Below are 24,517 nucleotides of genomic sequence, written 5' to 3' on the forward strand. Positions count from 1 at the left end.
CTTCCGATCTGCAAACCTGTCAACACGCTGTGAGTGCTCCGTGAAGACCCGATGTCCGGTTCATGTCACGAAACGCCATGTTGTCCATGGGTGACATTGCTCATGGGAGAGATTCTTAAAATCTCCTTAGAGGTTCGAACTCCTGCTCCATAGAGTGCACTTGATCCGGACCCATGTGGCCCGGCCCTTTCCTGTACCGGTTGCCTGGGGGGATCCAGTTGTCTCATCGGAGTCGCTTAGTCATGCGCTCAGCGCGTGGCAGAGCACGGGTCGCGGTAGTTGCCGCACTCGCCGTTTTCATGTCTGGCCTGGGTCTTCCCGTGGTCCAGGCGGCTGACAAACCGCCAAAGGTGTGGGTACCACCCAAGACCGCACTGCCCGGCACGAAGCCGGTCAAGGGGTCGGACGCCAAGTCCGCGAAGGGCAAGGCGCCGGCAGCAAAGCCCTGGAAGCCCGCTCCCAAGTCGAAGGCTCCGGTTGGTACCAGCCGGGTCGAGGTCGGCTCCCGCCCCGCGTCGAACCCAGCCGCCGGATCGGGGCCCGTCCAGGCGGGAGACCTGCCCGTATGGGTCGCACCCGGGAAGAAAGCAAACCCCAAGGGGCAGCCGTCCGGTCCCGCGTCCTCGTCCTCCGCTTCTGACGCCGGCAGCCTCAGCGTAGAAGTGAAGGACGCGGCCAAGGCCCGCGCCGCCGGAGTGAACGGGGCGCTGATCACCCTCACCGACGCGGCCGGCGCTGCCGCGACGGGCAAGGTCGAGGTCGGTCTGGACGTGTCGGCATGGGCGAAGAACGCAGGCGCCAACTGGGCCGACCGGGCCCGGCTGGTGCAGCTGCCCGCATGCGCCCTCACGACTCCAGGTGCGGCCGGCTGCACCACTCGTACACCGGTCGCCGCGCACCGGGACGCCTCGGGGCGCCTGGTCGCCGAGGTCGAGGTGGCGAAGGAGGCGGCTGCTCCCAGCGCGCTGCTGAAGTCGCAGCCGGGTACGCAGTCGGCGCCTTCCGCGGCCCCGCAGGTCATGGCCGCCCAGGGCGTGGCCCTCGCCGTCGAGCCGGGCCCGTCCGGCAACCTCGGAGACTACTCGGCGACGCCGCTCCTGCCGTCGGCCTCCTGGCAGGCCGGGGCGAACTCGGCGAACTTCACCTACGGCTACACGGCCGAGATCCCGTCGACGATCGCGGGCGCGGCGCCGAGCGTCGTGCTCGGCTACGACTCGTCCTCGATCGACGGCCGTACCGCGTCGACCAACGCCCAGTCCGGCCTGATCGGTGAGGGCTGGGACTGGCACCCCGGCTCGATCTCCCGCTCGTACAAGGGCTGCAAGGATGCGGGCATCAAGGACTCCGGCGACCAGTGCTGGGCCGGTGACATCCTCTCACTCTCGATGGCGGGTCACGCCGGACAGATCGTCCGCGACGACAACACCTGCGTCTACCGCCTGCAGGGCGACGACGGCACGAAGATCGAGCGGCTGACCGGCCAGCGCAACTCCGCCTGGAAGGGCGAGGGCTTCCGCGTCACGACCACCGACGGCACGCAGTACTACTTCGGCGCCAACCGCCTCCCCGGCGGTGACGGCACCGACCCGGAGGCCAAGTCCGTCTCCACCGTGCCCGTCTACTTCAACAGCGGCCAGGACAAGTGCCTCGGCGCGGACACCCCCGCCAACGGCACCTGGAAGCAACTCGGCTGGCAGTGGAACCTCGACTACGTCGTGGACCCGCACCAGAACCTGACCTCCTACCGATACGAGCAGGAGGACAACCACTACGGGCGTGGCGGCGGCCAGAACAACGGCAACGGCACCCCCACCCTCTATCAGCGCGCCTCCTACCCGACCTGGATCGGCTACGGCCAGCGCCTCCCCGACCAGATCACCGCCAAGGGCAAGGCGAACACCGCCGCCCAGGTCCTGCTGCGCATCGCTGACCGCTGCTTCGAAACGGGAGACGCCTGCGACCCCACGAAGCGCAAGACGAACGCGAAGGCCTGGGGCGACACCCCCGTCGACCAGGAATGCGCGGCCACCGGCCAGTGCTTGAATCTGTCGCCGACCTTCTTCACCACGAAGCGCGTGACGAAGATCGACACCGAGGTCCTGGGCACCGGCGGCTACCGCAACATCGACTCCTACGCGCTGAAGCAGCGGTTCGAGGAGCCGGGTGACGGAACCTCCCCGACCCTGTGGCTCGAGTCCATCCAGCGCACCGCCACCAACGCACGGTCCCCGCTGACCGTGCCGCCCGTGCTGTTCGAGCCCCTGCAGATCCCCAACCGCGTCGACGGCGTGGTCAAGCGGCCCGACGGCACCGAGGCCAGCACCTCCCGCTACAACCGGCCGCGCATCCAGAAGATCACCACCGAGACCGGTGGCCGCATCAACGTGGTCTACAAGGCCCCGGAGTGCTCGCGGGTCAAGGGCACCATGCCCGCGGCCGACGACACCAACAGCATGGCCTGCATGCCGGTCAAGTGGTACCTGCCCGGCCAGTCCTACCCGGACCCGGTCAACGACTGGTTCCACAAGGTCGTCGTCCAGTCCGTCACCCAGCAGGACATGGTCGCCGGCCAGGTCAGCACGGTGACCAACTACGAGTACGGCGGCGGCATCGCCTGGCACCGCAACGACTCCGAGTTCGCCGACCCCAAGACCCGTACGTGGGACCAGTTCCGCGGCTACGCCACGGTCACCACCCGTACGGGCAGTGGCAATGCGTCCGAGGCTCCGCGCACCAAGTCGGTGGCCACGTTCCTCCGCGGCATGGACGGTGACGTCCTCGCCAACGGCAGCAAGCGCAGCGTGAACGTGCCCGACGCGCACGGCGGCACCATCAAGGACGAGGAAGTCCTCTCCGGCTTCGTCCGGCAGACCGAGACCTACGACCGCGACGGCGGCACCGTCATCGGCGACGAGGTCTCCACCCCCTGGCTCGGCGCCGTCACCGCGACCCGCGCCCAGTCCGGCGGCATGCCCGCCATTACGGCACGCGCGCTGAACACCGGCAAGGTCACCAGCCGTGCCAAGCTCGCCAGTGGCGCCTGGCGCACCACCGAGCGGACCTCCACCTACGACGACACGCTCTTCTCGCGGCCGCTCCAGGTCGACGACAAGGGTGACGTGTCCCGCACCGACCAGCGCATGTGCACCACCTTCGAGTACGCAGCCGGCCCCGGCGGCGCACTCACCCAGCTCGCCTCGCGCACGCTGCTCGTCTCGGGTGTATGCGGTCAGACCCCGAACGCGGCCAACACGGTCGGCGACACCCGCACGTATTACGACGACAAGGCGTACGGCCAGACCGGCGTGACGGCCGACCAGACCGGCACCGAGGTGCTGGAGAAGTACGACGGCGCGGGCAAGCCGGTCTACCGGCTCAACATGACGGCTTCGTACGACGTGTACGGCCGTCTCACCGCCAGCACGAACAAGGTGCGCAAGGACGCCGCACACCCGGACGGCGCGGTCACCAAGACCGAGTACAGGGCACTGCCCAACGCGCTGCCCTACGAGGTCACCCACACCAACCCGCTGGGCTGGAAGACCACGACCACCCTCGACACCGGCCGCTCGCTGCCGATGAAGACGACCGACGAGAACAACCACGTTGCCGAGCGCGGCTACGACGCCCTCGGACGCGTCACCACCGTCTGGCAGCCCGGCCAGAACCGGACCGTCGACCCGCCGGTCCGCAAGTTCTCGTACTCCATGAATGGAGCCAACGCGCCGACCACCGTTCTGAGCCAGGCGCTCATGAACGACAACAGTTACATCAACAGCTACACGATCTACGACGGTCTCGGCCGAGTCCGCCAGACCCAGGCGCACACGCCGTCGGGCGCCACGGGCCGCATGGTCACCGACGCGCTCTTCGACTCGCACGGCTGGCAGGTCAAGACCAGCGCGCCTTACCACAACGACGAGAAGGCCCCCGGCGGGGCATTGTTCCTGCCCAACGGCGGAGTACAACCCGACACCAAGGTTCCAGCCCAGACCATCTCCGTCTTCGACGGTCTCGGCCGGACCACTGCTTCCGTCTTCCAGTCCTTCGGTGTCGAACAGTGGCGCTCGAAGACCGAGTACCCGGGAGCTGACGAGGTCCGCAACATCCCGCCGACCGGCGGTTACGCCACAGCCTCCATCACCAACGGCCTGACGTCGGTAGTGCGCCAGTACAAGGGCAACACGCCCGCGGGCGCTTATGACGAGACCACGTACGTCAGCAACACCCAGGGCAAGGAGTTGTCCCGCAAGGACTCCGCCGGCAACGAGTGGACCTTCGCCTACGACCTCCTCGGTCGCGCGGTGAAGACCACCGACCCGGACTCGGGCGTCGCCACCACGGTCTACGACGACAGCAAGAACCTCGTCACCGTCACCGACGCACGCGGCAAGAGCGCCACGAGCATCAGCGACCTCCTCGGCCGCACCATCGCGTCCTATGAAGGGACGGCTGTTGACCCTGCCAAGCAGGTCAGCGCCATCACTTACGACACCAAGGCCCTGGGCAAGCCCACAGCGACCACGCGTTTTGTGGGAGGCGCTTCGGGCAGCCCGTACACCTCTGAGATCAGCGGCTATGACAGCGGATACCGTTCCCTCGGGACCAAGGTCACGATTCCCGCGGTCGAGAAGCAGCTGGCGGGAACGTACGAAACCAAGAACACCTACGACGCGTACGGTCAGCTCAAGTCCACAGCTCTGCCTGCCATCGGCGCGGCAGGTCTGGAGGCAGAAACCCTGCGCTACGGCATCAACGCCGTAGGCAGCTTCACATCGCTCGACGGCGTGATGGGGCCGCTGGAGACGCGCACGCGCTACGTCGTGGACATGCGCTACCACCCCAATGGTCAGGCCATCCGCACCACCATCGGCGCCAACGGCGCACAGGTGGTGTCCACAGTGCTATACGACGAGGCCACAGGGCGCCCGATCCAGTCCACGTTGGACAAGCAGACTGCAGCAACGGCGAATGTCGATGTCATCGACTACACCTACAACCAGGTCGGCCAACTGACCTCGATCAGTAACACACAGGACGGCACTGCCCGCGATCTGCAGTGCTTCACCACGGACTACCTCGGCCGACTGACCCAGGCCTGGACCGACACCGGCGCCACCACGACGGCTCCCCAGCCGAGCGTCCGCGGCATCGGCGGATGTGCCAACGCCACCGGGCCGAAGGTCGACGCGACGGGCAAGCCGAGCGTGGGCGGCCCGGCGCCGTACTGGCAGCAGTACGAGTACGACAAGATCGGCAACCGCACCAAGCTGGTGAAGAAGGACGTCACGGGCAACGCGGCCAAGGACACGACGGTCAACCAGACCTTCGGCTCCGGCCCCAACACCCCGTCCTCCGACCCGAAGACGGGTGGCGGCACGGGAGGCCCGCACGCGCTGATGGCCTCCACGGAGACGAGCAGCACGGGCACCAAGGTCACCTCGTACACGTACGACGCGTCCGGTAACACCGCCTCCATCACCAGCACGCCGGGCACCAAGACCCTGACCTGGAACGACCAGGGCAAGCTCGACAAGATCACCGGAACCGGCGAGAGCGGCGGCACCAGCTACCTCTACGACACCGGCGGCAATCAGCTCATCCGCCGCGACCCGGGCAAGACGACGCTCAACCTGGGCACCGACCAGATCACCCTGGACACCGCCACCAGCAAGGTCTCCAACGTTCGCACCTACGGTGTGCCCGGTGGCCTGTCCATCACCCGCACGACCACGGCCGGCGCTTCCACACTGACCTACCAGTCCTCGGACCACCACGGCACCAACGGCGTCCAGTTCAACGCCACGGACCTCGCCCAGGTCCGCCGCCCGGCGGACCCGTTCGGCAACGAGCGCGGTACCCAGCCGGCGCCCGGCGCCTGGGCCGGTGACAAGGGATTTGTCGGTGGCACCAAGGAGAAGTCCACCGGCTTCACTCTTCTCGGGGCCCGCGAGTACGACCCCACGACGGGCCGCTTCATCAGCCCTGACCCGATCATCGACGCGGGCGACCCGCAGCAGTGGAACGCGTACGCCTACTCCAACAACGATCCGTTCAACAAGTCGGATGCAAGCGGCCTCCGTTACATAGACGACGACCAGGCAAACGTCGACTACTACACGAGGAACACGACGCAGGAGGGCGAGACGCCTAACGCCATCCGCGACGAGAGTCCTACGCAGAAGGAGCTGAACTCAGCCAACCACGAGCTCAACAAGGCAAAGAAGAAGCGTGACGAACTGAAGCACGCCGTAGTCGACCTGGTCCTTGACCTGATCGGCTACAACGACGCCCGTGACTGCTTCACCAAGGGCGACGTCATGGCGTGCATCAACACGGCTCTCAACGCGGTTCCCTGGGGCAAGCTGGCCAAGGCCATCAAGATCGGCATCAAGGCCTTCAAGATCTACAAGGAATTGAACAAGGCCTACGACGCGGTTAATGCCGCCGAGAGCAAGGCCTCCAAGGCCATGGCAGCCTTCACCAAGGCCAAGAAGGCCGAGGACGAAGCATCCGCAGCTGCCGCTCAAGCACGGAAGGCGGGAGACGAGAAAGCAGCGACGGAGAAAGCCACCGACAGTGCCGGCACAGAATCCAAAGCCGGCAGGGGCGACGCCGACGCCGAGACGGGCGGGGGAGGTGCGGAATCCCGCGCAGCCGACTCCGAGGCCGGAGCTTCCTGCCCCATCAAGCGGAACAGCTTCCCCACGGGCGCGCGCGTCCAAATGGCCGACGGTACGAGCAAGGTCATCGAGGACGTCGAGGTAGGCGACAAGGTCCTGGCCACGGACCCGCAGACCGGTACGACCGAAGCCAAGACGGTCACGGCCACCATCACCACTCCCGATGACAAGGAGTTCACGGACCTCACCCTCACCGACGACGCGAACCCCCGCGGCCCGCCGGTCACCCTCACCTCCACCTCCCACCACCCGCACTGGAGCGAAACCCGCCGCCAGTGGCTCGACGCCGGCGAATTCGCCGAGGGCGAGCAACTCCGCCAGCCCGACGGCTCAACCCTCACCGTTCAGGCAATCCGCAGCTACCCCTTCGCCGTCACCACGTACAACCTCACGGTCGATGACTTCCACACGTACTATGTGCTGGCCGGGGCCACCCCGGTGCTCGTTCACAATTGCGGAACTGGCTCAATCTCCAATAGCAGGCCAGACGATCTTGGGCTTGAAATGATGGAGGCTGATTTCGCTGACATTTCCCCGATGGCTGCTGGATCTTCCGATTTCTCGCGAGCAGCATCTGAGGGTGGGAGCTTCCTTTGGACTGTTGGGGAGGCAGGAAACTTGAACATGGTTCGAGCCGCACCTGGCATCCACCACACAGTGGCCAGCGGTGGTGCACCAGTTATTGGCGCAGGGCAGGTGGCATTCCGAAATGGTGGTGCGATCTCGTCGTTCGATAACTTCACGGGCCACTACACGCCGCCCTGTGCGCAGTGTGCTGCCGCGTTCATCGAGCGAGGCGTCGACGCCTTCGCTGGAGCCGGGATCAGGGTTCCATTGGCAGTGATTAGAGACTATGGCGGGAGGGCCCCGTAAATGGGAGTGGAGTCTGATCTTCGGGGGATTCGGAGCATCCCAGTTGACGGCATCTCCGACTGGATCCGCAGACGCTTTCCTGATGGGAGCTTCCCGCAATGGTGGTTGGCGGTTTTCGAATCGCTGGAGACCAGCGTAAGCCCCCTGAGGGATGTGGCCGAAAGTCGACGTAGAGGCGACTTTGAGCTCAGCGTGGAGGTCGTCAGGCTGGCGGTCGACATTGGAGGAATCAGGCCGCCTATGGGGGCGTACTGGATTCTCCGACTCGCGGCCATCGCGCTGCGATTCGACCCACCGGTCGTCGGCCTGCCTGAACTCTTGACGCCGGACGGAGCCGCCGAATTGGCGCTTAATCGAATGCCGCTATCGCGTGAACGTGCAATTGCGGCATCCGAAACCAGGAAGGTGGAGTACCTGGCCGCCGGCGACGACTTCTATACACCCGTCGGAAGCAAATTCCCTGTGAGCAGCGAGGTGGATGTCAGATTCTCCGCACTACAAGAGGTCGAACTAATCTTGTCAGCCCTTCCGTGGGTATCGTCCGCGGTGGCGAGCAGAGAGACCAGTCGCAATATTGACGCCTGGTTAGAAATTCGGGACCGACTGTAGTCCTACCCGTGCCAGCCGCATGGCTGCCCTGATTCTTCGGGTTGCCTGGCCGTTCTCGAAATAGACAGATGTGCCCCACCGACATGGTTGTCGGTGGGGCACATCTGTGTTTGACGGCAGTAGTTGACGGCAACGTCAGCGGACAGGTGCTGTGTACGGCAAGCGGTCATGGCAGTCGTCGGGCTGGTTGGAGGTCCCGGTCTGGGTGTGGAGCGTGCGGCCGAGGAGGTCGATGGCGTCGCGCTGGAGGCGGAGTCGGACGCGGGCGTAGACGGTGGCGGTGACGCCGATGTGGGCGTGGCCGAGGAGCTCTTTGATCACGACGAGTTCGACGCCCTGCTCCAGGAGGAGGGTGGCGGTGGAGTGCCGTAGGTCGTGGAAGCGGATGCGGCGGAGCCCTGCCCGATCGAGGAGGGCGCGGAAGCTGCGATTGAGGTTCGCTGGATCGATCGGCCCTCGTGCCGGAGTGCTGAAGACGAGGCCGTTGTCCCGCCAGCCCTCCGCTGCAGCCTCTCGTTCTCCTTCCTGCACCTCACGGTGTTCCTTGAGTGAGTGGATGCACTCGCTGGGGAGGGCGATGCGGCGTTCGGAGGCTCGGGTCTTGGTGGGCAGGGCTGTCAGGCCGCCGGTCTGGGTGCGCTGGAGGGTGCGGCGGATGCTGGCAGTGCCCGTCTGGAGGTCGAGGTCTTCCCACTGGAGGCCGAGGAGTTCGCCCTTGCGGAGTCCGGTGCGGAGGGCTAGTTCGTGCAGCGCGAACAGGCGGTCATTGCGGACAGCAGCGAGGAACTGGCGGGCTTCATCTGCCGTGAGCGGTTCGAACCGACGGGGGCGGGGCGTGCCCGTACGGACGTTGCGGGCAACGTTGCGCGTGATCTCCTCCTCTCGGACGGCGTGCTCCAGGGCCGACTTGAGGACAGAGTGGATGTACGCCAGCGTCAGCGGGGAGAGCCGCTTGGAGCAGCACGCTCCGGCGGCGCAGCAACGGGGCTGGTCACGGGCGGCATCGATGCTGCGGGCGCAGCACTGGCAGGTGGTGCGGACCTGGTTGAGCCAGGTACGGACGTCTTTGGCGGTGAGCTTGGCGAGCTTCTTCTTGCCCAGGCCGGGGACGAGGTACTGCTTGACGCAGGCGGTGTATCGGGTGTGGATGTTCTCGCGGAGCTGATGGACGGCGACTGCCTCGAGCCAGTACGTCAGGTACGAGCTGACACTGCCCTGCGCGGAGGGAATGGGAACGCCGCGGTTGCTGGAGACGATCTTCTCGGTGAGCTTGGCCAGAGCCTCCTTGCGGGTGGTGCCGTAGACGCGGACGCGCTTACGGGTATTGCCCGGGGCGAGGACGTAGCCAGCAGCTTCCCAGCGGCCGTCTTTGCGCTGGTAGACGGTCCCGTCGCTGTTGGCGCGGACGCGGCGGGAGGGGACGGCTTCGCGGGGCGCGGTCATCCAGGCGGCTTCCTGGTCGAGGCGGGCGTGGACGAAGTTGGTGAGTGCGTGGGAAGGGATGCGGCGGGCGCGGCCGAGTGTGATCGAGGCGAGCTGGCGGGTGCGGAGCAGGTCGTAGACGGCGGAGCGGCCGAGCTGGAGGCGAGCCATGACCTGGGGAACCGTCAGGAGTTCCTGCGTCGCGCCCGGCCCGTGGTGGAGCTCAATGGGCTGCTGCATGGTCATCAGGAGCCGCCTTCTGACTCGAACTGCCGTCCCAGCTCTCTCCTGTGCCAGACGGCGGCTGCGAGGAGTGCAGCGCCGGGGCTATAGCCCGAGCCGTGGTAGGCCCAGTGACCGATGACGAGCGTGGTCGTCGGGTCGGACTCGGGCAGGCCGACGAGGACGCGGGCCTGGTCGGTGCGCCAGGCGAGGCGGGTGGCGCGCAGCGCGCCGAGGGTGACGGAGTAGCAGCGGGACTTGGTCGAGAAGTGGCCCCGGAAGCCGAGCATGTGCGCCCACTTCCAGAGCTTGAGGTTGGCGAATTCCGGCAGCTTGCCCAGTTCCCAGCAGGTCCGGATCATCTGCCGCACGTGGCGTGCGACGGCCAGGTGGGGCAGGGGTCGCGTCTGTCCGGTGCCGCCGCAGGCGGTGCACTGGATCGGGGTCCCGTGCGTGGTGAAGGTTGCACCGCGCCCCTGGCAGGGGCGGCAGAACAGAGCACGGTCGAGGGTGCCGGAGGCGTCTGCGGACTTGGTGGCGTACTTGGCCACATAGGCGGCGACGGCCTGGTCGGTCAGCTCGGCGTTGATGGAGTGACGGACAGTAGGCCCCTACGGTCGCCGTATTCCATTCGGCGACCCAGGTGGGGGTGCACGGTGAGCACATCGCGGACCTCAACACCCTTCCCCACCTGCACAAAGGCAGCTAGAGGAGAGGCTGCCAGCACACGTACTATGTGCTCGCAGGCGCCACTCCGGTCCTCGTTCACAATTGCGGGGATACCGAAAGCGATCTTCGCGCATTCGCGGATCTCAGCCGTCTGGGTCCTGGAAAGAACGAGGGCGCGGCAAGTGTTCCGCTAACTCCTTCGGGAGGTGCGTATTTTGACGTAAGTACGCGCAGGGTTGGAGAGGCAAGGCGGAGCCTCCCCCTTCCCCTTCGCAGGGTTCTAGATCAGACAGGACATCACGGCGGTTGTGCCGAGATCGGATGTATCGCGCAGGCGATGGAAGCCGGGGATCTAGTACGAGGGAGCAGTAGCTTGGCGGTCCTCCGTAAGCCATTCGATCACCCGCGATACAGGGACCTCCTTCCGGCTTGTGGGTCGTGTCAACTCGTCATGGCCAGGCTCCGAATAGCTGACCTATACCCAGGAAATGGGACGCCGTAGTGGGTAGACTTCTTAAGCGGTTGGCTTCAGTGCGCTGGGCAGACCTGTCGGACGCAACTGGCTCGGCAGGCGGTATTCCCGCTTTGCTTTCACGAGCAGCGTGGGCCGATGGACCAGCTGCGTGTGCGGCTGTAGATGAATTGTCGGATAGGGTCTGTGCGCTCGGTTTCGTCGTGTCTGAGGTCACGCCCGTCACGGTTCCATTCCTTGTGGAGCTGGCAGGTCACCCCGAGTCGCAATGCCGAGTGGAGGTGATTGACTTGATCACCTCGATTTACAAGACAACGCAGTGGGCAGATGCCTCGGCTGCGGCAGATCCGAGATATCGTTCAGTGTTCGAAGAAAAGGTCGCCTGGGAGGTGGCGGCGAAGGATGCGGTGCTAGCGCACAAGCAAGTCGTCGAGGTTCTTGCGCGGGACGCGGACCGTGGAGTGGTAGCTGCCGCCAGTCGGCTTCTTTCGCTTCTGTCGAGCTGCTGACGAGCTTCAGCTCTGGAACATCTCGTTTCCGAGGTGGCAGCGGCGCGACTCGGCAAGGAAACGGGAAGCATAAATCAAATGGCACCCAATGTGGATACTTTCCACCTGCGACTGGTTAGGGTGTAAATGGGTACTCGGCGGCCCTAGCGAATTCGTCTCCGTTGGGGCCGCTGGCGACGGTTTGGTTCATCGGATGCGACGGCCCGGGGTGGCTCCTGAGGGGCGTGATCGGCGGCGCCGTAGCCCTTCCCGACAGTCGTGACGACTGGCCTACGGTTGCTTCGAAGGCGTGGTCGTGGATCCGGCCTTCGTGGTGCCGGGAGCGGCCCCCGCCCGGCCCGCCGTCGGCGATCTCCTGGCACCGCCCGAGCAGAGCCGGGTCATCCCGCTACGTTTTCCTGAGTGAGCGTTCCACCGCCGCTCGACGTGCTTGCGCTTCGGTCGGAGCCGCGGGGTGTCGGAGCGTGGGGTGATTGTCGGATTGGGTTAGGTTTGCCCCGATATTCGTTTCGGGATTCCGAGAGGGACGCTCATGGCGATCGATCTGGACAAGGTGCTCGACAAGGCGTGGGCCGACAAGCCGCTCGCCGAGGTGCTCGCGGCTCCCGTTGCCGCGCTCAAGGGCGTCAGTGACGAGGACGGCAAGCTGCTGCACGAGGCGTTCGGGGTCAAGACCGTCGCCGACTTCGGGCAGCTGAAGTACGTCCGCTGGGCGCAGGCGCTCGTCGCGCTGAACCAGACCGTCAAGGCGTAGTACGCAGTACCGGGTTCGCGCTGCTCGGGGTGCGCGGGCCCGCATGAGGAAAGCCGTCCCCCTCACCCTTCGGCAGGGTGAGGGGGACGGCCTGTGTGCGGGGCGTCAGGGCTGGAGGGCTACTCCGACTCGCCCTCCAGGTTGCCCTCCGTGTCCAGGTAGACCTGGCGGAGGGATTCGAGGATCTGCGGGTCCGGCTTCTCCCACATGCCGCGGGACTCCGCCTCCAGCAGGCGCTCCGCGATGCCGTGCAGGGCCCAGGGGTTGGCCTCCTCCAGGAAGGCGCGGTTCGTCGGGTCCAGGACGTACGTCTCGGTGAGCTTGTCGTACATCCAGTCCGCGATCACGCCCGTCGTCGCGTCGTAGCCGAAGAGGTAGTCCACCGTCGCCGCGAGCTCGAAGGCGCCCTTGTAGCCGTGGCGGCGCATCGCCTCGATCCACTTGGGGTTCACGACGCGGGCCCGGAAGACGCGCGACGTCTCCTCGACCAGGGTGCGGGTCTTGACCGTCTCCGGGCGGGTGGAGTCGCCGATGTAGGCCTCCGGGGCGGTGCCGCGCAGGGCGCGGACCGTGGCCACCATGCCGCCGTGGTACTGGAAGTAGTCGTCCGAGTCCGCGATGTCGTGCTCGCGGGTGTCCGTGTTCTTCGCCGCGACCGTGATGCGCTTGTAGGCCGTCTCCATCTCGTCCCGGGCGGGGCGCCCTTCCAGGCCCCGGCCGTACGCGTAGCCGCCCCACACCGTGTAGACCTCCGCGAGGTCGGCGTCCGTGCGCCAGTCGCGGGAGTCGATCAGCTGGAGGATGCCGGCGCCGTACGTGCCCGGGCGCGAGCCGAAGATACGGGTGGTGGCCCGGCGCTCGTCACCGTGCTCGGCCAGGTCCGCCCGGGCGTGGGCCCGGATGAAGTTCTCCGAGTCCGGCTCGTCCAGCGATGCCGCCAGGCGCACCGCGTCGTCCAGCAGGCCGATCACGTGCGGGAACGCGTCGCGGAAGAAGCCCGAGATGCGCAGGGTGACGTCGATGCGGGGGCGGCCCAGCTCGTCGAGCGGGATCGGCTCCAGGCCGGTGACGCGGCGCGAGGCCTCGTCCCAGACCGGACGGATACCGAGGAGGGAGAGTGCTTCCGCCACGTCGTCGCCCGAGGTGCGCATCGCGCTCGTGCCCCACAGGGACAGGCCCACGGAGGCGGGCCACTCGCCGTTGTCGGTGCGGTAGCGGGTGAGGAGGGACTCGGCGAGCGCCTGGCCCGTCTCCCATGCCAGGCGCGAGGGGACGGCCTTGGGGTCGACCGAGTAGAAGTTGCGGCCCGTCGGGAGCACGTTGACCAGGCCGCGCAGCGGGGAGCCGGACGGGCCCGCCGGGATGAACCGGCCGTCCAGGGCCGCGACCACGTGGGTGATCTCGTCCGTGGTGCCGGCCAGGCGCGGGACCACCTCACGGGCCGCGAAGGACAGGACCGCCGCGACGTCCGCCGGGTGGTCCGCCGCGACCGAGGCCACGGAGTCGAGGGACCAGTTCGCGTCCTCCATCGCCCGGACCAGGGCGCGGGCCTGCTCCTCGACGGCGTCAGCCGAGGTGCGGGTGGCCTTGGACTCGTCGAGGCCGAGCGCCTCGCGCAGACCCGGAAGGGCCGTCGTACCGCCCCAGATCTGGCGGGCGCGCAGGATCGCGAGGACCAGGTTGACCCGGGCCTCACCGGTCGGCGCGCCGCCCAGGACGTGCAGACCGTCGCGGATCTGGGCGTCCTTGACCTCGCACAGCCAGCCGTCGACGTGCAGCAGGAAGTCGTCGAAGCCGTCGTCGTCCGGGCGCTCCTCCAGACCGAGGTCGTGGTCGAGCTTCGCGGCCTGGATCAGGGTCCAGATCTGGGCGCGGATGGCCGGCAGCTTCGCCGGGTCCATCGCCGAGATCTGGGCGTACTCGTCCAGGTGCTGCTCCAGGCGCGCAATGTCGCCGTACGACTCCGCGCGCGCCATCGGCGGCACCAGGTGGTCGACCAGGGTGGCGTGCACGCGGCGCTTGGCCTGGGTGCCCTCGCCCGGGTCGTTGACCAGGAACGGGTAGATGAGGGGCAGGTCGCCGAGCGCGGCGTCGGGCGCGCACGCGGCGGACAGGCCCGCGTTCTTGCCCGGCAGCCACTCCAGGTTGCCGTGCTTGCCCAGGTGGATCATCGCGTCGGCGCCGAAGCCGCCGTCCTCGGCGCGCGCCTGGATCCAGCGGTACGCGGCCAGGTAGTGGTGCGAGGGCGGCAGGTCCGGGTCGTGGTAGATCGCGATCGGGTTCTCGCCGAAGCCGCGCGGCGGCTGGATGAGGATCAGCAGGTTCCCGCGGCGCAGGGCGGCGAGGACGATGTCGCCGTCCGGGTTCGCCGAGCGGTCCACGAACATGTTGCCCGGGGCCTCGCCCCAGTGCTCGGTGACGCTGTCGCGCAGTTCGGCCGGGAGCTCCGCGAACCACCGCTTGTAGTCGGCGGCCGGGATCCGGACCGGGTTGCGGGCCAGCTGCTCCTCGGTCAGCCAGTCCTGGTCGTGGCCGCCGGCCTCGATCAGGGCGCGGATCAGCTCGTCGCCGTCGCCCGAGACCAGACCCGGGATGTCCTCGGTCGGCCCGAAGTCGTAGCCGCCCGCGATGAGCGTGCGCAGCAGCTCCACGGCGCTGGCCGGGGTGTCGAGGCCGACCGCGTTGCCGATGCGCGAGTGCTTCGTCGGGTACGCGGAGAGGACCAGCGCGACCTTCTTGTCGCGGCGGTCGATGTGCCGCAGGCGGGCGTGGCGTACGGCGATCCCCGCGACCCGGGCGGCCCGCTCGGGGTCGGCCACGTAGGCGGGCAGGCCGTCCTCGTCGATCTCCTTGAAGGAGAACGGGACGGTGATCAGACGGCCGTCGAACTCGGGCACCGCGACCTGCGTGGCGGCGTCCAGCGGGGAGAGGCCCTCGTCGTTCTCCTCCCAGGCGGAGCGCGACCCGGTCAGGCACAGGGCCTGCAGGATCGGCACGCCGAGACCGGCGAGCGCGCCCGCGTCCCAGGACTCGTCGTCGCCGCCCGCCGAGGCGGTGGCGGGCTTGGTGCCGCCGGCCGCGAGGACGGTGGTGACGACCGCGTCGGCCGACTCCAGCGCCGCGATCAGCTCGGGCTCGGGCGTGCGCAGGGAGGACACGTACAGGGGCAGCGCCTGGGCGTCGTGGGCCTCGATCGCGTCGCACAGGGCGTGCACGAAGGAGGTGTTCCCGCTCATCTGGTGGGCGCGGTAGTAGAGCACGGCGATCCGCGGACCCTCGGTGCGCTGCGGGGTGCGCTCCAGCGGGCCCCAGGTGGGGGAGGCGGCCGGGGGTTCGAAGCCGTGGCCGGTCAGCAGGACGGTGTCGGACAGGAACCGGGCCAGCTGCTCCAGGTTGGCGGGGCCGCCGTGCGCGAGGTAGCCGTGGGCCTCGGCCGCGATGCCGATGGGGACCGTGGAGGCCTCCATGAGCTGGGCGTCCGGGGCCTGTTCGCCGGTCAGGACGACGACCGGGCGGGTCTGGCCGGGGGCCAGGAGCACGTCGAGGCCGTCCTGCCAGGCACGGAGGCCGCCGAGGAGGCGTACGACGACCAGGTCGGCCCCGTCGAGGAGGCCGGGGAGGTCGTCGAGGGGAAGACGGGAGGGGTTCGCGAACCGGTACGGGACGGGGCCGTCCGCCGTGTTCGCTGCGCGGGCGCTGAGCAGATCGGTGTCGGACGTCGACAGCAGCAGGATCATGCGGCGGCAGGCCTTCCTCGGGGTTTCCGCGCCCCGGGCAGTGTGAGGACAGCGGGAGTTCCTGACTCACCCCGTGGTGCGGGATCGCTCCGCGGGGTTCACAGTGGCGGGACCGCGCCGGAATCGCACCGGGCTTCCTCCCATGTCGCCGTCCTCGGCGACGGCGGGCCGTGTGGTCCGCCGGAAGGTCATCTTAGGGGGCGGGTGGCTGCGGCCGGGGTGGCGGGTGGGGTGCGGTCGTGAGGTCCGGTGTGGTCCGCCGGGTGCGGCGCCGCTGCCGGGGCTCTGCCCCGGGCCCCGCGCCTCAAACGCCGGCGGGGCCGGAAGGGCTGGCTTCGCCCCGGGCCCCGCGCCTCGAACGCCGGCGGGGCCGGAAGGGCGGCGGGGCCGGAGTCGCTGGTCGGGGTGGTGACGGACACAGGTCGGGGGGTCGTAATCGTGGGTATGCTCGCGGCCATGCCCCAGCCCCCCTCCGCCGCATCGCGGGACGAACCCGTCATACGGGAGCGTGGTGACGCCTGCCCCGGTGCGCTGCGGCTGCACGCTGCGGACGACGGGTTCCTGGCGCGGGTCCGGCTGCCCGGCGGGCTGCTCACCGCGGCGCAGGCCTCGGCGTTGGCGCTCGCCGCCGACCGCTTCGGGGACGGACACCTCGAGCTGACCTCGCGCGGCAACGTGCAGCTGCGCGGCCTGGCCGACGGGTGCGGCGCCGGCCTCGCGGAGCTGCTGGACGGGGCCGGGCTGCTTCCCGCGCCGAGCCACGAGCGGGTACGGAACATCGTGGCCACGCCGATGTCCGGCCTGGCGGAACCCGGCGACCCGGACCGGCCCGACGCGCTGGCCTGGGCCATGGAGTTCGACCGGCTGCTGTGCGCCGGCCCCTGGACGGCCGCGCTGTCCGGGCGGTTCCTGTTCGCCTTCGACGACGGGCGCGGCGACGTGGCGTCGCTCGGCCCGGACGTGACCGTCCTCGGCCGCCCCGGCGGCCGGGCGCTGGTGCGGCTCGGCCGGGCCGCCGACGCCGTGGAGCTGGCCGGGCCGGACTCTCCCCGGGCGGCGCTCGCAGCCGCCCGGTACTTCCTCGACACCGCCGCCGAAGCCGGCACCCAGGCCTGGCGGGTGTCCGAACTGCCTGCCGAAAACCCCCTGGAGACGGTCGAGTTCGCCCGGCGCCTGGAGGCCGATGGCATCGCCGCCGCGCCCACCGCCGGCGCCGTGGACTGGCCGTACGCGGCGCCGCCCCGGCCGTGGGGCCCGCGCCGGCACGGCCGGTCCGCCCTCTGTGTCCTGCCCCCGCTCGGCCGGCTCGACTCGGCCCAGTGGCGGGTCCTCGTACAGGCCGCGGAGGAGGGGAGCGGCCGGCTGCGCGTCACCCCGTGGCGCAGCGTCGTCCTGCCCGCGGCGGGCGCCCGCGCCGCCGCCCGCATCGAGGACGCCGGGCTGGTCCTCACCCCCGACAGTCCCTGGCAGTCCGTCACCGCCTGTGCGGGGCAGCCGGGTTGTGCGAAATCCCTTGCGGACGTACGCGCCGACGCGCGGGCCGTCGTCGACCGGGCACGGGGGCAGCTGCCCGTGCACTGGTCCGGCTGCGAGCGCCGCTGCGGGCACCCGCGCGGCACCGCCTGGGTGGATCTGGTCGCCACCGGACCCGGATACCGGATCACCGCCCCCGGCCAACCCGTACGGCACGACGTACGGCCCCCCGAACTTGCCGCGGCACTCGCGGACGCCCGCACCGACCCCGACGTAGTGAAGAAATGAGCGAGTACACCGTGTTTGAGTACGAGAAGGACGGCGCGGCCATCTACCGCCAGTCCTTTGCCACGATCCGCGCCGAGGCGGACCTCTCCGGGCTGCCCGACACGGTCGCCCAGGTCGCGGTGCGCATGATCCACGCCTGCGGAATGACCGACCTCCCGCAGGACCTCGGGTACACCCCCGAGGTCGTGCTGCGCGCCCGCGCGGCGCTGGAGGCGGGTGCGCCGATCCTGTGCGACGTGCAGATGGTCGCCAGCGGTGTCACCCGTAAGCGGCTGCCCGCGGGCAACGACGTGATCTGCACGCTCTCCGACCCGGCCGTACCGGAGCTCGCCGCCAAGATGGGCACCACGCGCAGCGCCGCCGCCCTCGAGGTCTGGCGCGACCGCGGCCTGCTGGAGGGCTCGGTCATCGCCGTGGGCAACGCGCCGACCGCGCTGTTCCGGCTGCTGGAGATGATCGAGGAAGGCGCCCCGCGCCCCGCCGCCGTCATCGGGGTCCCCGTCGGCTTCATCGGCGCCGCGGAGTCCAAGGACGCCCTCGCCGCCCACCCCTCGGGCCTCGACCACCTGATCGTGCGCGGCCGGCGCGGTGGCAGCGCCATGGCCGCCGCCGCCGTCAACGCCATTGCGAGCGTGGCCGAATGAGCGGGACGAGCGGCATCGCCAAGGGCCGGCTGTACGGGGTCGGGCTCGGCCCCGGCGACCCGTCGCTGATGACCCTGCGCGCCGTCGAGGTGATCGGCGAGGCGGATGTCGTGGCCTACCACAGCGCCCGCCACGGCCGTTCCATCGCCCGTTCGATCGCCGCGAAGCACCTGCGCGCCGACCACGTCGAGGAACCGCTGGTCTACCCGGTCACCACCGAGACCACCGACCACCCCGGTGGCTACCAGGGCGCGATGGAGGAGTTCTACGAGGCCGCCGCGGCCCGCCTCGCCGCCCACCTGGACGCCGGCCGGACCGTTGCCGTGCTCGCCGAGGGCGACCCGCTCTTCTACAGCTCGTACATGCACATGCACAAGCGGCTCGCGGACCGGTACGAGACGGAGGTCGTCCCCGGCGTCACCTCCGTGAGCGCCGCCGCCGCCCGGCTCGGCACTCCGCTCGTGGAGGGTGAGGAGGTGCTGACCATCCTTCCCGGCACCCTGCCCGAGGAGGAGCTCACCGCCCGGCTCGCCGCCACCGACTCGGCGGTCGTGATGAAGCTCGGCCGGACCTTCCCCGCCGTGCGCGCCGCGATGGAGAACAGCGGCCGGCTCGCCGAGGCCCGCTACGTCGAGCGCGCCACGATGGAGGGCGAGCGCACCGGCCGCCTGGCCGAGACCGACCCGGAGTCCGTCCCGTACTTCGCCGTCGCCGTGGTCCCCAGCCGCATCGGCAACCCGGGCAGCGTGCCGTCCGGCCCCGGCGAGGTCGTCGTCGTGGGCACCGGCCCGGCGGGCCCGCTGTGGCTCACCCCGCAGACCCGGCGCGCGCTGGCCGACGCCGAGGTGCTGGTCGGCTACACCACCTACCTGGACCGGGTGCCCGTCAGGCCGGGCCAGGTCCGGCACGGCTCCGACAACAAGGTGGAGTCGGAGCGCGCCGAGTTCGCCCTCGACCTCGCCCGGCGCGGGCAGCGGGTGGCCGTGGTCTCCGGCGGCGACCCGGGTGTCTTCGCCATGGCCACGGCGGTCCTGGAGGTGGCCGGGCAGGCCGAGTACAAGGACGTGCCGGTACGGGTCCTGCCGGGGGTGACCGCGGCCAACGCGGCGGCTGCCGCGGCCGGCGCCCCGCTCGGCCACGACTACGCGACCATCTCCCTCTCGGACCGGCTCAAGCCCTGGGAGGTCATCGCGGAACGGCTGCGCGCGGCCGCCGCGGCCGACCTGGTGCTCGCGCTCTACAACCCCGGCTCGCGCAGCCGGAACTGGCAGGTGGCCCAAGCCCGCGAGCTGCTGCTGGAGCTGCGCTCGCCCGAGACCCCGGTGGTCGTCGCGCGCGACGTGGGCGGCCCCGAGCAGTCGGTGCGGATCGTCACGCTCGCCGCACTGGAGCCGTCCGAGGTGGACATGCGCACGCTCCTGCTGATCGGCTCCTCGCAGACGCAGGTCACCGAGCGCGCGGACGGTTCGAGGATCACCTGGACGCCGCGCCGCTACCCGTGACCGGGTGAGGCGGGGCGCAGCGATGCGGGAGGAGGGCCCGGTGCGACGACGCACCGGGCCCTCCTCCGTCCGGCGTCCGGTGGCCGCTCAGCCGGATCCGGGCGCACCGCCCGCCGCCGGCGCCGCCTCTGCCGGGCCGCGCGCCAGGCGGAACAGCACGTTCGGGCGCAGCGGTCCTTCGGGGGCGTCGGGGTCGTCGAAGTCGTCGGCCGGGTTCCGGGTCATCCCGATCTTCCGCATCACCGCCTGGGAGCGGAGGTTGCCGGCCGTCGTCACGGCGAGGATCTCGGGGAGCCCGAGCGTGCCGAAGCCGTGGGCGAGGACCGCCCGCGCGGCCTCGGTGGCGTAGCCCACTCCCCAGGAGGCGCGGGCGAGCCTCCAGCCGATCTCCACCCCGGTGAACGGCAGGCCGTCGTCCACGTCGTCCATGCCCGCGAAACCGATGAACTCACCCGTGGCCCGGACCTCGACGGCCCACCAGCCGTAGCCCCGCCGGTCGAAGGCGGCCCGGAACCGCACCATGGAGGCCTCGCTCTGCTCACGGGTGAGCGGGTCGCCCAGGTGCTCCCGGACCTCCGGATCGGCGTTCATCGCCGCCCAGGGATCGAGGTCGGAGTCCCGCCAGGGGCGCAGGACGAGGCGTTCGGTGTGCAGTTCGGTCATGCCGCCCACCCAACGCGACCCGCCCCCAGCAGGCAATTCCTTTTCCCCGAGGCAGAACCGGACCTACTGGCGGCTCACACCGAGCCAGTCCTGGACGGCCTCGACCGAGCCCGTTTCCGGCACGCCCTGCGGGACCGCCGGGCGGCGTACGACGAGGACCGGGATGCCGGCCTCGCGGGCCGCGGTCAGCTTGGGGGCGGTGGCGGAGCCGCCGCTGTCCTTGGTGACCAGGACGTCGATCCGGTGACGGGCCAGCAGTTCGCGTTCACCCGCCAGGCCGAACGGGCCCCGGTCCAGCAGTACTTCGAGGCGCGGCGGCACCGGCGCGGCCGGCGGGTCCACCGAACGCACCAGGAACCAGGTGTCGGTGAGGTGCGCGAAGGTGTGCAGGCCCATCCGGCCGGTGGTCAGGAACGCGCGGGAGCCGAGGCCGGGCAGCCGGTCGGCCGCCTCGGCGAGGGAGTCCGCGAAGGTCCAGTCGTCGCCCGGCTCCGGCGTCCAGCCGGGCCGCCGCAGCGCCACCAGCGGGACACCGGTGAGGGCCTGCGCCTCGGCCGCGTTGAAACTCATCCGCTCCGCGAAGGGATGGGTGGCGTCGACGACGTGCGTGACGTCATGGGCGACGATCCAGCCCGCGAGGCCCGCGATGCCGCCGAAGCCGCCGATGCGGGTCTCGCCGGGCGGGAGCACGGGTGAGGCGACCCGGCCCGCGAGCGAGGTCGTCACGTGGCACGAGGGGTCGGGTGCCAGCGCCTCCGCGAGCCGGCGGGCCTCCGTCGTGCCGCCCAGGATCAGGACGTGGTGGGCCGGGAGGGGGCCCGGCTCAGCAGACATGCCGGTCGCGCTCGGGGGAGTAGAGGTGGCTGTCGCGGAACTGCTCCGCCCCCAGGGTGCGGCCGACCAGGATGACGGCGGTGCGGACCAGGCCCGCCTCCTTCACCTGGGCGGCGATGTCGGCCAGGGTGCCGCGCAGGATCAGCTCGTCGGGGCGGCTGGCCATGGCCACCACCGCCACCGGGCACTGGGCGCCGTAGTGCGGCAGCAGCTCGTCGACGACCCGGTCCACGTAGCGGGTGGCCAGGTGCAGCACCAGCAGCGCGCCGCTGCGGCCCAGCGTGGCCAGGTCCTCGCCGGGCGGCATCGGGGTGGCCTGCTGGGCGATCCGGGTCAGGATCACCGTCTGGCCGACGGTGGGGACGGTCAGTTCCCGCTTGAGGGCGGCAGCCGCCGCGGCGAAGGCCGGGACGCCCGGCACGACCTCGTAGGGGATGCCGGCCGCGTCGAGCCGCCGCATCTGCTCCGCGACCGCGCTGAAGACCGACGGGTCGCCGGAGTGCAGCCGCGCCACGTCCCGGCCCGCCGCGTGGGCCCGTACGCACTCGGCGATGATCTCGTCCAGGTTGAGCTGCGAGGTGTCCACCAGCCGGGCGTCCGCCGGGCACTCGGCCAGCAGTTCGCGCGGCACCAGGCTGCCCGCGTACAGGCAGACCGGGGCGGCGGCCAGGGTCCGGGCACCGCGCACCGTGATCAGGTCGGCGGCGCCGGGGCCCGCACCGATGAAGTACACGGTCATGTTTGATCCCTTTCCTCGGTCGGCCCGGCGGCCGACCCGTCCGACTTCGTCACCGACCACTGGGTGACCGGCATCGCCTGCTTCCAGCCCGTGAAACCGCCGACCGGCACGGCGTGCGCGACGGCGAGTTTCACCAGGTCGCCGCCGTGGCGCCGGTAGCGCTCGGTGAGCACCGCCTCCGACTCCAGGGTGACGGTGTTGACCACCAGCCGGCCGCCGGGGGCCAGGGCGGCCCAGGCCGCGTCCAGCAGGCCGGGAGCGGTCAGCCCACCGCCTATGAACACGGCGTCGGGGGCCGGCAGCCCGGCCAGTGCCTGCGGTGCGGCGCCGACGACCACGCGCAGGCCGGGTACGCCGAGCGCCGCCGCGTTACGGGCGATGCGCGAGGCCCGCTCCGGGACGCGCTCCACCGCCACCGCCCGGCACGAGGGGTGCGTGCGCATCCACTCGATGCCGATGGAGCCGGAGCCGCCGCCGATGTCCCACAGCAGCTCGCCGGGGGCCGGGGCCAGCGCGCACAGGGTCGCGGCCCGGACGTGCCGCTTGGTGAGCTGCCCGTCGTGTTCGTACGCGGCGTCCGGCAGGCCGGGCGTCGCGCCGAGGCGCGGTGCGTCGTGGGCCGGGTCCCGGCGGCAGTCGATCGCCACCACGTTCAGCGGGTCGCCGGGCGCGTGGTCCCAGCCGTCGGCGTGGCCCTCGTACGCGTCCTCGCGCTCGGACCCGAGCTGCTCCAGCACCCGCATCCGGCTCGGGCCGAAGCCCCGCTCGCGCAGCAGGGCGGCGATCTCGGCCGGGGACCCCGCCCCGGCGCTGAGCACCAGCACCCGGCGCCCTTCGTGGAGCGCGGCCGCGAGCCGGGCCACCGGACGGCCGACCACGGTGATCACCTCGGTGTCCTCCACCGGCCAGCCCAGGCGGGCGCAGGCGTAGGAGACCGAGGAGGGGTGCGGGTGGACCCGCAGGGACCGCGGGCCGAGCTCCTCGGCGAGGGCGCGGCCGATCCCGTAGAACATCGGGTCACCGCTGGCCAGCACCGCGATCCGGCGGCCGGCGTGCTCGGCCATCAGCTTCGGCACGGCGGGCCGCAGCGGGCTCGGCCACGCCACCCGCTCACCGGCGCACTCGGCGGCCGGCAGCAGATCGAGCTGGCGCGGCCCGCCGATCAGCACCTCGGCGCAGGACAGGGCGGAGCGGCCGGCGGCGGTGAGCCCGGCCCAGCCGTCTGCACCGAGGCCGACGACCGTCACGGGTATGGGGGGCGGCGGGGTGCTCACTGCGCGGTTCCTCGGGGACGGGGTGGGGAAACAGGGCGGACCCGCAGCCTACTGGCCTGCGGATCCGGGCTCCGCGCCCGCCCTCGCGACACTCCCGTGGGCCGCCCCGGTCTACCCTCGGTGACCCACCGCTTCACGAGGGAGCCGCCATGCCCGGCTGGAACGCCACGCACATCCCCGACCAGAGCGGCCGGACCGCCGTCGTGACCGGGGCCAACAGCGGTATCGGCTACATCACCGCCCGCGAGCTCGCCCGCCGCGGCGCCTCGGTCGTGCTGGCCTGCCGTAGCGCGGCCCGCGGCCGGGCCGCCGTGGTCCGTCTGCTCGCGGAAGTGCCGGGAGCCGAGGCCGAGTTCATGGAGCTGGACCTCGCCGACCTGGCCTCCGTACGGGAATTCGCCGCCGCGTACGGGAGACGGAGCGCCCGCCTGGACCTGCTGATCAACAACGCCGGGGTGATGGCGCTCCCGTACGGGCGGACCGCCGACGGGTTCGAGACGCAGTTCGGGGTCAACCACCTCGGGCACTTCGCCCTGACCGGACTGCTGCTGCCGAGACTGCGCGCCGCTCCCGGGGCCCGCATCGTCAACGTCTCCAGCGGCTTCCACGTGCTGGGCCGGATCGACGCCACCGCGGCGGACCCCGCCGACCCGGGCGGCGGACAAGGATACCGGCGCTGGATCGCCTACGGCCGCTCCAAGACGGCCAACCTGCTCTTCACGCACGAGCTGTCCCGCCGCTTCGAGGCCGCCGGCTCCCCGATCACCGCCGCCGCGGCCCACCCCGGCTACGCCTCCAGCAACCTCCACTCGGGGGCGGCGAAGCTGGAGGGTCCCACCCTCAACTCGCGGGTGGCGGCGCTCGGCAACGCGGTCCTCGCCCAGCCCACGTCCTCGGGCGCGCTGCCCACCCTCTACGCGGCCACCGCGCCCGGGGTCCGGCCGGACGCGTTCATCGGCCCGCGGCTGGGCTGGCGCGGGGCGCCCGCGCGGTCCTGGCGGGCGAAGTGGACCCTCGACGACGGCTCCGGCGAGCAGCTGTGGGCCGCCTCCGAGAGGCTGACCGGGGTCTCGTACGCCGCCCTGCCGCGCTGACCGGGCCGAAGGGGCGCCCCGAAGCGAGTCCGTCCGCCCCCGGGTTGCCTCCGGGC

Annotated in this window: 14 protein-coding genes, 1 pseudogene and 1 riboswitch; of the genes and pseudogenes, 8 read left to right on the plus strand and 7 right to left on the minus strand. The window is 70.5% G+C overall.

What is annotated here, in order from left to right:
• Nucleotides 1–350 precede the first annotated feature (350 nt).
• Both OG753_RS32060 and OG753_RS32065 read left to right on the plus strand, forming a co-directional pair.
• The gene (locus OG753_RS32060; protein WP_405791084.1) at nucleotides 351–7,556 is read left to right on the plus strand and encodes a polymorphic toxin-type HINT domain-containing protein; all 7,206 of its coding nucleotides are present in this window, start codon (nucleotides 351–353) and stop codon (nucleotides 7,554–7,556) included.
• Nucleotides 7,557–8,165 (plus strand): hypothetical protein, encoded by a 609-nt coding sequence (locus OG753_RS32065; RefSeq protein ID WP_405791085.1) that lies wholly within the window; start codon nucleotides 7,557–7,559, stop codon nucleotides 8,163–8,165.
• Between the two features lie 135 nt (nucleotides 8,166–8,300).
• On the opposite strand, the gene OG753_RS32070 is transcribed toward OG753_RS32065, so the two are convergent.
• Nucleotides 8,301–9,608 (minus strand): tyrosine-type recombinase/integrase, encoded by a 1,308-nt coding sequence (locus OG753_RS32070; protein ID WP_405792891.1) that lies wholly within the window; start codon nucleotides 9,606–9,608, stop codon nucleotides 8,301–8,303.
• 224 nt (nucleotides 9,609–9,832) lie between these two features.
• Nucleotides 9,833–10,396 (minus strand): annotated as a pseudogene (locus OG753_RS32075) (replication initiator); the annotation flags it as partial.
• Nucleotides 10,397–11,153: 757 nt separating this feature from the next.
• On the opposite strand from OG753_RS32075, the gene OG753_RS32080 reads away from it, so the two are divergent.
• A complete protein-coding gene (locus tag OG753_RS32080; RefSeq protein ID WP_405791086.1) occupies nucleotides 11,154–11,459 on the plus strand; it encodes a hypothetical protein in 306 nt (101 codons plus the stop codon).
• Nucleotides 11,460–11,991: 532 nt separating this feature from the next.
• On the plus strand, nucleotides 11,992–12,213 hold the full coding sequence (locus OG753_RS32085) for a hypothetical protein (protein ID WP_030390548.1): 222 nt from the start codon (nucleotides 11,992–11,994) through the stop codon (nucleotides 12,211–12,213).
• Nucleotides 12,214–12,332: 119 nt separating this feature from the next.
• On the opposite strand, the gene cobN is transcribed toward OG753_RS32085, so the two are convergent.
• Nucleotides 12,333–15,950 (minus strand): cobaltochelatase subunit CobN, encoded by a 3,618-nt coding sequence (gene cobN / locus OG753_RS32090; RefSeq protein ID WP_405791087.1) that lies wholly within the window; start codon nucleotides 15,948–15,950, stop codon nucleotides 12,333–12,335.
• A gap of 55 nt (nucleotides 15,951–16,005) precedes the next feature.
• A riboswitch (cobalamin riboswitch) is annotated at nucleotides 16,006–16,090 on the minus strand.
• A gap of 316 nt (nucleotides 16,091–16,406) precedes the next feature.
• Between cobN and OG753_RS32095 the strand changes: the two genes are divergently transcribed.
• The 3 genes from OG753_RS32095 to OG753_RS32105 are packed head-to-tail and all read left to right on the plus strand — an operon-like array spanning nucleotide 16,407 to nucleotide 19,857.
• Nucleotides 16,407–17,711: a cobalamin biosynthesis protein CobG gene (locus tag OG753_RS32095; RefSeq protein ID WP_405791088.1), complete on the plus strand. Its 1,305-nt coding sequence runs from the start codon at nucleotides 16,407–16,409 to the stop codon at nucleotides 17,709–17,711.
• Nucleotides 17,708–18,355: a precorrin-8X methylmutase gene (locus OG753_RS32100; RefSeq protein ID WP_383189881.1), complete on the plus strand. Its 648-nt coding sequence runs from the start codon at nucleotides 17,708–17,710 to the stop codon at nucleotides 18,353–18,355. The genes OG753_RS32095 and OG753_RS32100 overlap by 4 nt, the downstream gene beginning before the upstream one ends.
• On the plus strand, nucleotides 18,352–19,857 hold the full coding sequence (locus OG753_RS32105) for a precorrin-2 C(20)-methyltransferase (protein WP_327265079.1): 1,506 nt from the start codon (nucleotides 18,352–18,354) through the stop codon (nucleotides 19,855–19,857). Before OG753_RS32100 ends, OG753_RS32105 begins: the two co-directional genes overlap by 4 nt.
• 87 nt (nucleotides 19,858–19,944) lie before the next feature.
• On the opposite strand, the gene OG753_RS32110 is transcribed toward OG753_RS32105, so the two are convergent.
• The 4 genes from OG753_RS32110 to cbiE all read right to left on the minus strand — a co-directional run bounded on the left by OG753_RS32110 (nucleotide 19,945) and on the right by cbiE (nucleotide 23,367).
• Nucleotides 19,945–20,520 carry a GNAT family N-acetyltransferase gene (locus tag OG753_RS32110; protein ID WP_405791089.1) on the minus strand — a complete coding sequence of 192 codons (576 nt, stop codon included), beginning with the start codon at nucleotides 20,518–20,520 and terminating at the stop codon, nucleotides 19,945–19,947.
• Nucleotides 20,521–20,583: 63 nt separating this feature from the next.
• A complete protein-coding gene (locus tag OG753_RS32115; RefSeq protein WP_405791090.1) occupies nucleotides 20,584–21,354 on the minus strand; it encodes a cobalt-precorrin-6A reductase in 771 nt (256 codons plus the stop codon).
• Nucleotides 21,344–22,093, minus strand: a complete 750-nt coding sequence (gene cobM / locus OG753_RS32120; RefSeq protein ID WP_405791091.1) for a precorrin-4 C(11)-methyltransferase — start codon at nucleotides 22,091–22,093, stop codon at nucleotides 21,344–21,346. Before cobM ends, OG753_RS32115 begins: the two co-directional genes overlap by 11 nt.
• Nucleotides 22,090–23,367, minus strand: a complete 1,278-nt coding sequence (gene cbiE, locus OG753_RS32125) for a precorrin-6y C5,15-methyltransferase (decarboxylating) subunit CbiE (RefSeq protein WP_327265083.1) — start codon at nucleotides 23,365–23,367, stop codon at nucleotides 22,090–22,092. The genes cobM and cbiE overlap by 4 nt, the downstream gene beginning before the upstream one ends.
• Before the next feature lie 149 nt (nucleotides 23,368–23,516).
• Between cbiE and OG753_RS32130 the strand changes: the two genes are divergently transcribed.
• Nucleotides 23,517–24,461, plus strand: a complete 945-nt coding sequence (locus OG753_RS32130) for an oxidoreductase (RefSeq protein WP_327265084.1) — start codon at nucleotides 23,517–23,519, stop codon at nucleotides 24,459–24,461.
• Nucleotides 24,462–24,517: the final 56 nt, after the last annotated feature.

The sequence above is a fragment of the Streptomyces sp. NBC_00029 genome (genome assembly GCF_045160505.1).
Lineage (GTDB): Bacteria > Actinomycetota > Actinomycetes > Streptomycetales > Streptomycetaceae > Streptomyces.